Raw genomic sequence first — 13986 nt, 5'->3', positions numbered from 1 at the left:
GTGGTGCAGCGCTACATTGAATCAGTCCAAAACAGGATCGGCGAGCAGGCTCTCCTCATGACACTTAAGGTCCTCCATCGCGGCTAGCATGAATCTTTGCATGAGCTGCGGCTTGTGTCCTTTGCCGTAGGTTTCGCCGATGCCTTGCGACTTCCACCCACCAATACGGTCTATCAGGTCAGCGGGTGTCTCCACATTCCGCAGCCTGTCTCTCATGGTATGCCGGAAGCTGTGCAGGCCTTGGCCATCTTTCGACAACTTGTTTTCCTTGAGCCATTTACCCAAGGCTGCCGATGCAGAGCCAGAGGAAAAGTCTTTACCGGTCCAATTGATAAGAAAGATCGGAAAGAGATATTCTCCCTCTGTCCGCATTGCTCGCTTTGCCCCCCATAACGCTTCACCAACAAGAGGCACAATGCGGTCTGAAGTCCGAGTCTTCAGTCGCCTTACATCATTTGGCTTGAGACGAATATAAGGAATTTCTGCTTCTAAGAATACTTCATCCTTTCGAAGTCCGATCACTTCTGACAAACGGCACATTGAATCGGACAACATCGAAATTGCCCAACGCCTTTCATCATCAACCTCAATGCATTTCTTTTGTATTGCTCGAATCTCGCTGTTCAAATACGGATGCCGGGGCTTGCTAGGCCCATCCATCATATTAGGAATTGTAACGCGCTCGAAGTGATTAGTCAGATTAAGTTCAAATTCCAGAATCGCCGTCCCAATGACAGGCCTAATCTGTGCAAGATACTTCCTAATTGTCTCACCCGACACCCCTGTTTTAAGAAGTTCAGATACAAAGCTGTTAGCGTGTTCTCGATGAAGTTGATCAAGTGGAATGTCGGCTGTGATGCCCATCAAGCATTGCCATGCACGATTGAATTGACCTTCAGCAATCTTGCCTTTTGGCCCCTTTCCCAAATCAAAGTGCTTCTGTTTAGCATCTGAAAGGGTGCGGGGGATTGGTGCTCCGAACAGAATACCGACTGTAAGCTTGTTTTGAGGTGACGCCTTCGGTGGTAGTTCCGAGGGCTCGTAGCGCCCAAGCAGGTTGTCAACAAACTCCGAGATTGCAGGCACTTCTGGATGATGAATGCCGTCACCCGGTTTAAGTCCGTGTGCCTCAAGGATTGCTAAGGACACCGAGGCGCTTGCCCCCTCCGGTCGACTCTGCATTGCCTTCCACAGGACGTCTAACCTGCGTGTCTCGGCATCTGCCGCCTTGCAAGCCACCACCATATCACTGGTCTTTAGACTGAAGTAGATCTGGGAAGAGATCTTCGCAGTTAGGGCATTCCGGTAAAGCGATTGAGCAAAGTTGGGTATGCGTCGGCGATAGTAGTATGTGTTCTTCTTCAGTTCGATGTGCTGACACATGACCTTGAAGGCCCCCGATCGGATGATGACGACCACGCTTGTGCTACCTCTTGTGTAACCTGAGGCAGCCCAATTTCCGGCCTAAGTATCTGATCTTTATAACTAAATCAGGGGGTGGTGGCGGACAGTGAGGGATTCGAACCCTCGAGACGGTTCCCCGCCTACACACTTTCCAGGCGTGCGCCTTCGACCACTCGGCCAACTGTCCGTGGCGGTGTCTTAATCGCGACTGGAACAAAGATGCAAGAGCGGATTTCCGGAAATCGGTCGGGTTTGTGCATTCGCCATCATTGTGGCCGGCAATGACGGTGCGGCCTGTCTTTGTACCACATGCAGATCGCGGCACAGCCTGTCGGTGCCGCGCTGCTCTGCCCGGAAGGCCACGACGTCACCAACCTGAACGTCGAGCATGGGATTGCCCCAGGCGGTGGCCCCGGTCGCAATGCCGAGTTCCTTTGAATCCTCGCACCAGATGATCGCGCGGAACTCCCGGCGGCAATACCAGATCACCACCCCTTGCATCCTCATCAAACGGTCTCCATGGCCAAGCGCGCGCCACCTTGATGTCGACTCTCGCTAATCCGGGCGCAAGGAAAAATGGTCAAGGTTCCGTGTTCTGCGTCCGCATTGATGCTGATCGGCATCAGCCAGATGGGCCGGTGATGGTGTTATGTCCCAGATGCTTAGCCATGCATCACCGATTGATCGGGACGCTGCAACCCAAGCCAGAAGGGCTGGCGCAACCCGCCCCAGAAAGCCCAATGCCCTAAGGCGCGGATCTTGCCTGACGCTTTTGCAACACCCTGCCCTAGCCGTGCCGTGCCAACCGCAACAGGCTGCCCCCCGCTCTCATATCCCCAGCGTCAGGGTCACGCGGCGGTTCTGACGCCCCTTCTTTTCGATCTTGCTGATCTCGACGCGGCCAACTTCACCGGTACGGGCCACATGCGTGCCACCGCAGGGCTGCAGGTCCACCGGCACAGCCCCCTGCCCGATCCGCACCAGCCGCACCCGGCCCTGCCCCATCGGCGGCATCACCGACATGGTCTTGACCAGCCCCGGATTGGCCAGCAAGGCCTCATCCGTGATCCACTCATCGGTGACCGGCAGATCGCGGTCGACCAGAGCAGACAGCGCCTCCGTCAGCATGGCGCTATCCGCCGGCGGATCGGGCATGTCGAAATCCAGCCGGCCGCGCTCTGCCCCGATCTGCCCCCCGGTCACCGGCAGGGGGATCACCACCGACAGCAGGTGCAGCGCGGTGTGCATTCGCATGTGCCGGTGCCTGCGGGTCCAGTCCAGCCGCTGGGTCAGCACCGTGCCGACCGGCGGCAGGGCCAGCGGCTCGGAGGGCACCAGCGCGACCTGCCCGCCTTCCACCTTGACGGCCGTTGCAATGGTCAGCCGCCCGCCCTGCCAAGCCACCCAGCCGGAATCGCCGGGCTGCCCGCCCCCCGTGGGGTAGAACACCGACCGGTCGATCAGGATGCCGCCCTCGGGCGTATGGCCGGTCACGCACGAGATGATCTGCTGGCAATAGGCATCGTCGCGGAACACCAATTCTGTCATGCTCTTCCGCCTCCGCTGTCAGCATCGCCAAGACCCTCGCCCGGTGACTGGTCGCGGGGCAGCGGTCCTGCTGGTTTGGCCTCAGGCGCGGCCTCTTTGGGCGCAGGCGCAGCGGCCTCTGCCGCTGGGACTTGCAAGGCGGCCCCCGACAGACCCGGCAACATGCGCAGCAGCTCGGCCACCTCGGCGGCGTTGCGGATGGTGACATCCGATTGCGCAAAGGGAATCTCGATACCTTCTTCGGCAAAGCGCTGTGCGATCTGGTGGTTGATCTCGCTGCGGACGGACAGGGAAAAGTTCACGTCGCGCAGGATCAGCCGGATCTCGAAATCCATCGAATCCGCCCCGAAGGCCATGAACACGACCAGTGGCGGCGGGTTCAGAATGGCCAGAGGCTGCGCTTCGGCAATCTCTTGCAACACCCGTGTCACCTTGCGGGTATCCGACCCATAGGCCACCCCCACCGGCACGATCAACCGCCCCGACAGGCTGAACCGGGTCCAGTTCGTGACCTGCCCCGCCACCAGATCGGTATTGGGCACAATCACATCGGTCCGGTCAAAGGTCTCGATCCGGGTCGAGCGGACCGAGATCGACTTGACCTTGCCCTGCACTCCGCCAACCTCGATCCAGTCGCCCTCGCTGACCGGGCGTTCGATCAGCAGGATGATGCCCGACACGAAGTTCGACACGATGTTCTGCAAGCCAAAGCCGATGCCGACCGACAGGGCCCCGGCCACGATGGCCAGCCCCGAAAGATCGATCCCGGCGGAATTGATCGCAATCAGCCCGGCCAGAAAGATGCCCACATAGCCCACGCCGGAAATCAGCGCGTTGCGCGCGCCCTGATCCAGACTGGTGCGCGGCAGGATCGACCCGCGCAAAGCCCCCTGAAACAACCGGGTGACCATGATGCCGATGCCGAACAGCACCGCAAACAACAGGAAATCCGTGGGAGAAATCCGGGTTTCGCCCAGCGTGAACCCCTCGCGCAGCCGCGTCCACATCTCGGTCAGATCCGCCAGCCGCGCCCCCCAGATCAGCGCGAACACCGGCATGGCCGCCAGAACCAGCCCGAAGCCCACCAGCACCGGCACCAGCGCGTTGCGCGCGCCGTCTTCGTTGCGGGTGATCACGGCATAGATATCGCTTGCCAGGATCTGCAGAATGTACAGCAGCCCCAGCAACCCCAGCGAGGTGGCCGCTGGAAACACCAAAGCCTCGGCCGCGGGTATATAGCCAATTGCCGCCAGCAGCGGCGAGACACCCCCTATCAACACCGCGCCGCGCCCCAGAAGCGACACGATGCGGTTGCGGAACCCGACCTCGTCATCGCCGGTATGGTCCGGGCCAACGGACCGGCGGATCAGTTGCCCGATCCGCACCAGCAAAACCGCCGCGACGATAATGGTCGGAAAAGCGAGAATGCCGCGCACCGCTTCGGACAGGGGCTGATGATCGATCAACGCCAGACGCAGGGCATTGACCGCCAGCAACACGCCGTAAAGCGCCGTCATCAACCGCCCCTCGGTCCGGCCCTCATCGCTCAGACGGATCGGCAGGAAATCATGGTCACGCGGAAACAGCTGCGACCCCAGCCAGACGGCGGTAAACAGCACGATCCCGGCGGCAGGCAGCGCTTCCAGCAACAGGGTGCCCCTGATCCCGAACATCCCCGACAGACGCAGCGCATGCGACAGCGCAATCACGCCCGCGCTCGGTGCCACGATCTGCCCCAATGACAACACCAGCGTTGCAACCCGCACGCCCCGCGCCGACCAGCGCTTGTTGATCCGCGCCACCAGCCGTTCAACCAGTGGCCTGCCCCGCCAGATCATCACAAGACTGAACACCAGCAGCGGAACGATGGCAGGCAGATTGTTGACCAGCGTTTCACTTGCCGCGGGTGCTGCCCATCGCTGCCGTGCCTCGGCCCAGATGCCTGTTACTTCTCTGGTCAGCACACGGGCCGCCTCGGGCCAGTTGGCCGGATTCAGCGGGCTGGGGAACAGTTGCAGCAGTTCATCGGCCTGCCGCTCACGCAGCGTCCGGTCGATTTCTGCAATCAACCCGTCAGCCCGAAGGTAGGCCTCTTCCGCCGCAAGACCCGGTGCCTGCAGCCGGACCAGTTGCCCGTTCAGTTCGGCCCGCCGCGCGGCAATCTCTTCCGCTTCGGTTTCGCCCTCTGCCGGCAGGGCCCCAAGGGCTGTGATCTGCTGCCGCAGGATGGCAATCCGCGCCGAATTGGTGCCCTGCGCGGCCAGAAGGGATGACCGCCACTCCACAAGTTGCACGCGCAGCGCGTCCAGAACGGCGGCAGAGGAAGCACTGTCCTCCAACGCGGTTTCGGCCTGTTCGGCAACCGCCTCCCAGGCCGCATAGTCCAGCTCCGGCTCTGCCGGAACCGCCGCTGCCTGCGGCTGGACCTCGCCGGATTGCCCCCGGGGCGGAACCCCGGTTTGCCCGGTGGACTGGGCCAGACCGACGACAGGCAAAACAGCCAGAACAAGCGCCAGAAAAAGCGCCCGTGCCAGACCAGAACACCGTGGCAGGGTCATGCGTCCTCAAACACGCTGGGCAAGGCCTTGGGGGCCTGATCCAGCCAGACCGGAACCGGCAGGCCTTTTTCCTTCAGGAAGGCAGGGTTATACAGCTTGGACTGATAGCGGTTGCCATAATCGCACAGGATGGTCACGATGGTGTGGCCCGGCCCCATTTCGCGCGCCATGCGGATCGCGCCCGCGATGTTGATGCCCGATGACCCGCCCAGACAGATCCCTTCCTCCACCAGCATGTCGAACACCAGCGGCAACGCCTCGGCGTCCGGAATGCGATAGCTGAAATCGGGGGTGAAGCCTTCAAGGTTGGCGGTGATCCGCCCTTGCCCGATGCCTTCGGTGATCGACGATCCGGGGCTTTCCAGCTTGCCCGTGGTGTAGAACGCATGCAGCGCCGCCCCTTCGGGGTCGGCCAGCCCGATCTTCACACCCTTCGGCTGCAAGGCCATACCCACACCCGCCAGCGTGCCCCCCGACCCCACCGCGCAGATGAAGCCATCGACGCGGCCACCGGTCTGCTCCCAGACCTCCGGCCCCGTCGTTTCAATATGCGCCAGACGGTTGGCCACATTGTCGAACTGGTTGGCCCAGATCGCGCCATTGGGTTCGGTCCGTGCCAGCGCCTCGGCCAGACGGCCCGAATAGCGCACATAATTGTTGGGGTTGCGGTACGGGGCCGCCGGCACCTGCACCAGTTCTGCCCCCGCCAGCCGCAGCATGTCTTTCTTTTCCTGAGATTGCGTTTCAGGAATGACGATCACCGTCTTGAACCCCATCGAGGCCCCCACCAGCGCCAGCCCGATCCCGGTGTTGCCCGCTGTGCCTTCGACAATGGTGCCGCCCGGCTTCAGATCGCCGCGCGCCACCGCATCACGGATGATATACAGCGCGGCGCGGTCCTTGACCGACTGACCGGGGTTCAGAAACTCGCATTTGCCCAGGATGGTGCAGCCCGTCATCTCGGACGCACGTTTCAGCTTGAGCAGCGGGGTGTTGCCGATGGTGTCAGCAAGATCGGAATGAATGCGCATGAGCGGCCCTCTTGTCCATTGCCTTATGTGTAGGCAATGCGCGCACCAACCTCAAGCAGCGCCGCACGTCTGCGCACGCGAAAGAGAACAGCGCGCGACCCGTAAGGGACGCGCGCTGTGCAGGCCGGGGAACCTCCGGCGGGAGTATTTCAGAAAGGTGCACTGCAAAGAGCGTGCGGCTTGTGACCGTCAGGCCGTCATCAGTCCGTCGGCCTTCAGACCCGCATAGCATTCATCAAGACTGGTGGTTGCGCGGTCGATCAGAATGTCGATCTCATCCGTGGTGATCACCAGCGGCGGCGAGATGATCATCCGGTCGCCGACATGGCGCATGATCAGGTTGTTGGCAAAACACCGCTCGCGGCAGCGGAAGCCCACGGTGCCCTGCTCGCCGGGGAACTTGGCACGGGATGCCTTGTCCGGCGTCAGCGCGATGGACCCCATCAGCCCGACCAGCTTGGCCTCGCCCACCAGCGGGTGGTCGGCCAGCGCATCCCAGCGCGCCTTCAGGTAGGGGTGCGCCACGTTGCGCACATGGTCGACGATGTTTTCATCCTGCAAGATGCGCAGGTTTTCCAACGCCACCGCCGCCGCCACCGGGTGGCCGCTATAGGTATAGCCGTGGAAGAACTCGCCGCCCTCGGCAATGGTTGCCGCCACCTCGTCACAGACAATCGACCCGCCAATCGGCTGATAGCCCGAGGACAGACCCTTGGCGATGGTCATGATATGCGGCTTGATGCCGAAGGTCTGGCTGCCGAACCAGTTGCCGGTGCGGCCAAAGCCGGTGATGACCTCGTCCACAATCAGCAGGATGCCGTATTTGTCACAGATCCGCTGGATTTCCGGCCAATAGGTGGCGGGCGGGATGATCACGCCGCCGGCACCCTGCACCGCCTCGCCGATGAAGGCCGCAACCTTGTCGGCCCCCAGTTCCAGGATCTTGGCCTCAAGCTGCTGCGCGCGCTCCAGACCAAAGGCCGCCTCGTCCATATCGCCGCCTTCGCCCCACCAATAGGGCTGGTCGATGTGCACGATGCCGTCGATCATGCCGCCATGCGAATGGATCGGGGCCATGCCGCCAAGGCTGCCGCCGCCCATGGTCGAGCCATGATAGCCGTTCTTGCGCCCGATGATGATGCGCCGCTCCGGCTGGCCCTTCACATCCCAATAGCGCCGCACAAGGCGGATATTGGTGTCATTCGCCTCGGACCCCGATCCTGCAAAGAACACATGGTTCAGATCGCCCGGCGCCAGTTCTGCAATCTTGGCGGCCAAGGCGATTGCGGGCACATGGGTGGTCTGGAAAAACGTGTTGTAATAGGCCAGCTCTTCCATCTGGCGCGCTGCCACCTCGGCCAGTTCCTTGCGGCCATACCCGATGTTCACACACCACAGACCGGCCATGCCATCGATGATCCGGTTGCCTTCGCTGTCGGTCAGCCAGACGCCCTTGCCGCGCGTAATGATCCGCGCGCCCTTGGCCGCCAGACCATTCGCATCGGTGAACGGATGCATGTGATGCGCGGCGTCCAGAGCCTGAAGCTCGGCGGTCGGCAGGTGATTTGTGATCATGTTCATGGCCATGCCCCTTCGGAATCAGCAGGGCAACGGGCCCCGGCTTGCCCCAAGGATAGGGACAAACGCGGCGCGGTTCAAGAAATTTGATCAAATTATGGGGGCCGGACGCGCGGGCGGGGGCGTCGTCGTCAGATCCCGCCTTGCGACAGCGCCAGCCGGACCTGATCGACGCCCTGGGCGATGTCACGCTCTATCGCGTCGCGCAGGCCGGTTGCGTCGCCCGCCCGCATCGCAGCCAGAGCTTCTGAATGGCGGTCCGGCAGGGCGTCACTGCCAAAGCGGGCGCAGACGACGCGCAAAGACGGGCCAAAGCGCAGCCACATCGACCGGGCCATGTCGACCAGCACCGGCGCATCCGACGCCTCGTACAGGCAGAAATGGAAGGCGTGGTTGGATTGCAGATAGCCGGGAATGTCGCCCATGCGGATCGCGCGGTCGACGGTGTTGTCGATGGCCTGCAACTGGCCGATCAGGGCGGGGGTCAGGTGGGATGCGGCCATCTCGGCCAGCTTGGGTTCGATGGTCAGCCGGGCGAAGGCGACCTGATCGAGCACGCCACCGGTCATGCCGGGCACGGCCACCCGGCGGTTGCCCTGCGGTTCCAGCGCGCCCTCGGCCGTCAGGCGGCGGATGGCCTCACGCACCGGGGTCATGCCGGCCCCAAGATCGGCGATCAGACCCTGAATGGTCACCGCCGCACCGGGTTCCAGATGGCCGAACAGGATCATGTCACGCAGCAGCGCGTAGGTGACCTCGTGCGTCGGTATCTTGCGGCTGTCCGCGTCCATCAGGCCCCCCCGGCATTTTGTCCTGTTATGACGGGTTCGGCGCAGCAATCAAGTTGTGATCAAATGCGGCCCCGATAATCGGGCGCGGCGCTCCCAGTGTCGCAACCCGTCGCAGAACCGGGGGCATTCGGTGAATGCCCCCGACCCGCAAGATCACACCAGCAGCGCGCGGGCGTCGTCAATACCCAGCGCCTCTGGCCGGGTGCAGGTGGTGGTCAGGGTGACAAACCCGCCGCTCTCGCCCGATTGCAGGCAGGCGGTCATCACCTCGACTCCGTGCAGGGTCCGGTCCAGCGAACAGCGCGCGTCGCGGCCCGCCATCAGGGCCTGCACCATATCGGCCAGCCCGGCGGTGCGGTAATTGGCCAGCGCGCCCTGTTTCGGATGGTCCTGATTGGGCACGCCAAATGGATGCTCCCACGGCACCACCTGTTCCAGCGTGCCATCCTTGTGCCCGATCTCGACCGTGCCGCCAAAGAAATTCGGGTCGGGGATATAGAGCGTGCCTTCCGTGCCATAGAGTTCAAAATGGTTGCGTTTGTGGTGCCAGACATCCCAGCTGGTGGACAGATTGACCGTCGCCCCGTTGTGAAACTGCAAGAGCGCGTGGATGTTGGTGGGCGTCCTGACCGGCACAGACTCCCCCATGCGCGGCCCGTTGGCGATGGTGCGCGCACCTTGCGCCGAACTGGTCAGCGCACCCACCCGCTGCACCGGGCCCAGCAGGTTGATCAGGTTGGCGATGTAATAGGGGCCAAGGTCCAGCATCGGCCCCGCCCCCGGCAAAAAGAAGAAATCGGGGTTGGGGTGCCAATGTTCCATCCCATGGTTCAACACCGCCGCGCAACCGGCTGTAATTTCACCCACTTTGCCCTCATCCAGCAGCGCGCGGGCCTGTTGGTGCGCGCCGCCCAGAAAGGTGTCGGGCGCGCAACCCACAGCCAGACCCTTTTCGGCAGCCAGAGCGCGCAAAATCTCACCTTCGGCCAGCGTCAGCACCAGCGGTTTTTCGGAATAGGCGTGCTTGCCCGCCTCCAGTATCCGTTTGGTCACGCTGAAATGCGCGTCGGGCACGGTCAGGTTGATGACCACATCGACATCGGGGTTTGCCAGCAACGCATCCACCGACTGCGCCGCCACGTTGAATTCGCCCGCGCGCGCGCGCGCGCGGCATCCATAGTCACATCGGCCACCGCCCGCACCTCCAGCCCCTTGAACAGGGGGGCCAGCCGCAGGTAGCTGGTTGAGATATTGCCGCATCCGATGATGCCCAGACCCATATTCGTCATGGTTCAAAACCCCTTGGCAGCGGTGATGGCGCGGGTGGCAAAGCGCGTGGCGTCGGATGGATTGTCATGTTCCATCACGAAATGCCGCACGCCGATCGCGCGCAGGGCGGCCATGATGGCGGGCCAATCCACAGTGCCATGGCCGACATCGGCCCAGCCATCCTCATCCGCGTTGTCGCCCTGCGGGGCGATGTCCTTGACATGGGCGGCGGTGATCCGGTCCTTGTAGCGGTCGATCCATACCAGCGGGTCCGCCCCGCCCCGGATGACCCATGCCACGTCGATCTCCCATTCCAGATGCGGGCCGCCATCGAACATTTCTTCCTGCGGCACCGCGCCATCGGCGGTGGGGCGGAATTCGAAATCATGGTTGTGCCAGCCAAAACCATAGCCTTCGGCCCGGTAGACCTGCGCCGCCTTTTCCAGCCGCGCACCGAAATCATGCCAACCCTTGCCGGTGGTCGGGCGGTCATCCGGCCCGATATGGGGGCAATAGAGTTTCTGCATCTTCAGCGACTTGGCAATGGCCAACACCTTTGGCGCCTCGTTCTCCAGCATGGTCAGGCTGAAATGCCCGGTCGGCATGGTCAGGCCGGTCGCGGCCAACCCGGCCTTGGTCGCCTCGACCGCCGCGTCATCGGCGTAAAGCGCACCATAGCCTTCGACGGCGGTATATCCCGCCTCGGCCAGCATCTGAAACGTGGCCGACATCGGCGGGAAGTTGCGGGAAGAGTAGAGCTGGTAGGAGAACATATCGTGTCCTTTCGGGGGGTATTTCTGGCGTGTACGGCGACGGCAGAGCCTGCGGTCACGGGGGGCGCGGCGGGATCATGGCGTTCAGACCCGGGCCTCGGTGGCGGCGTCAAACAGGCTGGCCTTGGCCATATCGACCCGCAGATGCACCGGCGTGCCCGGGGCCATGCGCCGCTCAACCGGCACGCGCACCGACATCTGCGTGCCTGCGGCCTGCAGCCAGACCAGCGAATCCGCGCCCATCGGTTCATCGAGTTCGACCACTGCCGGGATGGTCACCCCCGGTTCGGCCTGATCCTGCACCACCAGATGTTCAGGGCGCAGGCCAAGGATAACCTTGTCGCGGGTGCCGATCATCCCGCCCTCATACCCTGCCAGCGACAGGTGCAGATCGCCCAGACGGAACGCCTGCCCGCCATCCACCGTGGCCCCGTGCAGAAAGTTCATCGACGGGCTGCCGATGAACCCCGCCACGAACAGGTTGGCGGGGCGGTTGTAGATTTCCTGCGGCGCGGCCAGTTGCTGGATGATGCCGCCGCGCATCACGGCGATGCGGTCGGCCAGCGTCAGCGCCTCGATCTGATCATGGGTGACATAGACCATGGTGTTGCCCAGCTTCGCGTGCAGGCGCTTGATCTCCACCCGCAGTTCGGATCGCAACTTGGCATCAAGGTTCGACAGCGGTTCATCAAACAGGAACACATCGACATCGCGCACCAAAGCGCGGCCAATGGCCACCCTCTGGCGCTGCCCGCCCGACAGGGCGGCGGGCTTGCGGTGAAGAAGCGGGCCGATCTGCAGGATCTCGGCGGCACGGGCCACCTTCGCCTCGATCTGGTCGCGCGGCACACGCGCGTTCTTCAGCCCGAAGCTCAGGTTGCCGCGCACGGTCATCTGCGGATAAAGCGCGTATGACTGGAACACCATGCCGATGCCGCGCGCGCTTGGTTCTGCCCATGTCACATTCTTGCCCTTGATGAAGATCTGGCCATCGGTGATCTCCAACAGCCCTGCAAGGCAGTTCAGCAGCGTGGATTTGCCACAGCCCGATGGCCCCAGCAGCACCACGAATTCGCCTTCCGCGACGTTCAGGTTCATGTTTTTCAACACCGACACCGCGCCGAAGTTCAGCGTCAGGTCTTTGACTTCGATAGAATTGGTCATGTGCAGGTCAGCCTTTCACGGCACCGGCGGCGATGCCGCGAACGAAAAGTTTGCCGGAGACAAAGTAGATGAACAGCGGCACCAGCCCGGTCAGCAGGGTGGCGGCCATGTTGACATTGTATTCCTTGACCCCCTGCACCGAGTTGACGATGTTGTTCAACTGCACGGTCATCGGGTACAGATCGGGCCGGGTATAGACCACGCCGAACAAAAAATCGTTCCAGATACCAGTAACTTGCAGGATGATGGCCACGACAAAGATCGGCAGGCTCATCGGCATCAGGATCTTGGCATAGATCGCCCAGAACCCGGCCCCGTCAACACGGGCGGCCTTGAACAATTCCTCGGGGATGGTGGAGAAGTAGTTGCGAAACAGCAGGGTCAGGATCGGCATGCCAAAGATCGTGTGCACCAGCACCAGACCCCAAAGCGAACCATAAAGCCCCATCTCACGCAGCAGGATCACGATGGGATACAGCATCACCTGATAGGGGATGAAGGCACCGAAGATCAGGATGGTAAAGAAGATGTCCGATCCCTTGAACTTCCAGAAGGTCAGCGCGTAGCCGTTCACGCTCGCCACCACGATCGACAGGATCACCGACGGGATCAAAATCTGGACCGAGTTCCAGAACCCGCGCGACAACCCATCGCAGTTCAGCCCGGTGCAGGCCTGTGACCATGCCTTCACCCAAGGCTCAAAGGTGATCTCCACCGGCGGGGCAAAGATGTTGCCCATGCGAATCTCGGGCATGCCCTTCAGGCTGGTCATCACCATCACCCACAGGGGCAACAGGTAATACAGGCTGAACACGATCAGCGTGCCATAGATCATGATGTTGCGGCCCGACAGCGCGCGCTTGGGCTTGGTGCCGCGCGCCTCTGTGATGCTGCGGGCGGGCGTGTTCAGGGTGGCGTCAGCCATGTTTGCGGCCTCCGAATTCAAGGTAAGCCCATGGGATCAGCACGATCAGCACAGAAAGCAGCATCATGGTCGAGGCGGCAAAGCCCTGACCCAGATTTTGCGCCTGAAACATGTAGTCATAGACATACATCGCAGGCACCTGACTGGCATTTCCCGGCCCGCCAGAGGTCTGGGCGACGACCAGATCATACAGCTTGATGATCCCGGCGGCGACGATGACCAGCGTGGTGATGAACACCGGGCGCATCATCGGCAGCACAATCAGCAGATAGGTCTTCCACGCCGGAATGCCGTCCACGCGTGAGGCTTTCCAGATATCCTCGTCAATGCCGCGCAGACCCGCCAGCATCAGGCACATCACAAACCCGGTGCCCTGCCACAGCCCGGCAATCAGCAACCCGTACAGCACCAGTTGCGGATCGTGCAGCGGATTGAAGGTAAAGCTTTCCCAGCCCAGCCCGCGCACAATGGACTGGATGCCAAAATCGGGGTTCAGAATCCATTGCCAGACCAGTCCCGTCACGATGAACGACAGCGCGAACGGGTACAGCATGATGGTGCGGAAGGTATCTTCATAGCGGATCTTCTGATCCATCAGAATGGCCAGCAGCAGGCCGATGCCCACGGAAAACACAAGGCTGAGCGACCCGTAGATCATCAGGTTCTGGATCGACACGATCCAGCGCGTCGACTCCCACAACCGGTCGTACTGGTCAAAGCCGACCCAGTTGAACCGGGGCAGCAGCCGGGAATTGGTGAAGCTGTGGACCACGGTCCAGATTGTGCCCCCCAGAAAGACAACAAGCGTCGCCAGAATCATGGGAACGGCGGCAGCCTTGGCGGCCAGATTTCGGAACAAGGGATTGGGGCGGCGCAAAGCCATGGGCGTTCTCCGGACAGCGGATCGTGACAAGCAAGAACCGGCCCGCCGAAGGGGGCGGGCCG

General features: G+C 62.2%; 13 protein-coding genes and 1 tRNA gene. All 14 read right to left on the bottom strand.

Annotated elements, in window-relative coordinates; all coding sequences use genetic code 11:
* Positions 1–21: 21 nt before the first annotated feature.
* Positions 22–1419, bottom strand: coding sequence for a tyrosine-type recombinase/integrase (locus tag EEB11_RS14780; RefSeq protein WP_135432606.1), 1398 nt, complete (start codon positions 1417–1419; stop codon positions 22–24).
* A gap of 82 nt (positions 1420–1501) precedes the next feature.
* Positions 1502–1591 (bottom strand) — tRNA-Ser (locus EEB11_RS14775).
* 11 nt (positions 1592–1602) lie between these two features.
* The gene (locus EEB11_RS14770) at positions 1603–1911 is read right to left on the bottom strand and encodes a hypothetical protein (protein ID WP_135432604.1); all 309 of its coding nucleotides are present in this window, start codon (positions 1909–1911) and stop codon (positions 1603–1605) included.
* Between the two features lie 321 nt (positions 1912–2232).
* A complete protein-coding gene (locus EEB11_RS14765; protein ID WP_135432602.1) occupies positions 2233–2952 on the bottom strand; it encodes an alanyl-tRNA editing protein in 720 nt (239 codons plus the stop codon).
* Complete coding sequence (locus EEB11_RS14760) at positions 2949–5510, bottom strand: DUF3772 domain-containing protein (protein ID WP_210134431.1); 2562 nt, start codon at positions 5508–5510, stop codon at positions 2949–2951. The genes EEB11_RS14765 and EEB11_RS14760 overlap by 4 nt, the downstream gene beginning before the upstream one ends.
* Positions 5507–6541 carry a cysteine synthase A gene (locus EEB11_RS14755; RefSeq protein ID WP_135432600.1) on the bottom strand — a complete coding sequence of 345 codons (1035 nt, stop codon included), beginning with the start codon at positions 6539–6541 and terminating at the stop codon, positions 5507–5509. Before EEB11_RS14755 ends, EEB11_RS14760 begins: the two co-directional genes overlap by 4 nt.
* A 189-nt stretch (positions 6542–6730) precedes the next feature.
* Positions 6731–8122: an aspartate aminotransferase family protein gene (locus tag EEB11_RS14750; protein ID WP_135432598.1), complete on the bottom strand. Its 1392-nt coding sequence runs from the start codon at positions 8120–8122 to the stop codon at positions 6731–6733.
* A 128-nt stretch (positions 8123–8250) separates the two neighbouring features.
* Positions 8251–8910 carry a GntR family transcriptional regulator gene (locus EEB11_RS14745; RefSeq protein ID WP_135432597.1) on the bottom strand — a complete coding sequence of 220 codons (660 nt, stop codon included), beginning with the start codon at positions 8908–8910 and terminating at the stop codon, positions 8251–8253.
* Positions 8911–9063: 153 nt separating this feature from the next.
* Entirely contained in the window at positions 9064–10050 is a 987-nt protein-coding gene (locus EEB11_RS14740; protein ID WP_245298928.1) for a Gfo/Idh/MocA family protein, read from the bottom strand.
* On the bottom strand, positions 9987–10199 hold the full coding sequence (locus tag EEB11_RS20020; RefSeq protein ID WP_245298927.1) for a hypothetical protein: 213 nt from the start codon (positions 10197–10199) through the stop codon (positions 9987–9989). The genes EEB11_RS14740 and EEB11_RS20020 overlap by 64 nt, the downstream gene beginning before the upstream one ends.
* Positions 10200–10202: 3 nt before the next feature.
* Positions 10203–10952 (bottom strand): sugar phosphate isomerase/epimerase family protein, encoded by a 750-nt coding sequence (locus EEB11_RS14735; protein WP_135432595.1) that lies wholly within the window; start codon positions 10950–10952, stop codon positions 10203–10205.
* Between the two features lie 84 nt (positions 10953–11036).
* Positions 11037–12116, bottom strand: a complete 1080-nt coding sequence (locus EEB11_RS14730) for an ABC transporter ATP-binding protein (RefSeq protein WP_135432593.1) — start codon at positions 12114–12116, stop codon at positions 11037–11039.
* A 7-nt stretch (positions 12117–12123) separates the two neighbouring features.
* A complete protein-coding gene (locus EEB11_RS14725; protein ID WP_135432591.1) occupies positions 12124–13041 on the bottom strand; it encodes a carbohydrate ABC transporter permease in 918 nt (305 codons plus the stop codon).
* Complete coding sequence (locus EEB11_RS14720; protein WP_135432589.1) at positions 13034–13924, bottom strand: carbohydrate ABC transporter permease; 891 nt, start codon at positions 13922–13924, stop codon at positions 13034–13036. Before EEB11_RS14720 ends, EEB11_RS14725 begins: the two co-directional genes overlap by 8 nt.
* Between the last annotated feature and the right edge of the window lie 62 nt (positions 13925–13986).

The sequence above is a fragment of the Pseudotabrizicola sediminis genome (assembly GCF_004745575.1).
Classification (GTDB): Bacteria; Pseudomonadota; Alphaproteobacteria; order Rhodobacterales; family Rhodobacteraceae; genus Pseudotabrizicola; species Pseudotabrizicola sediminis.
The sequence above is the reverse complement of the archived record's forward strand: the minus strand, read 5'-3'. Positions and strand labels throughout refer to the sequence as shown.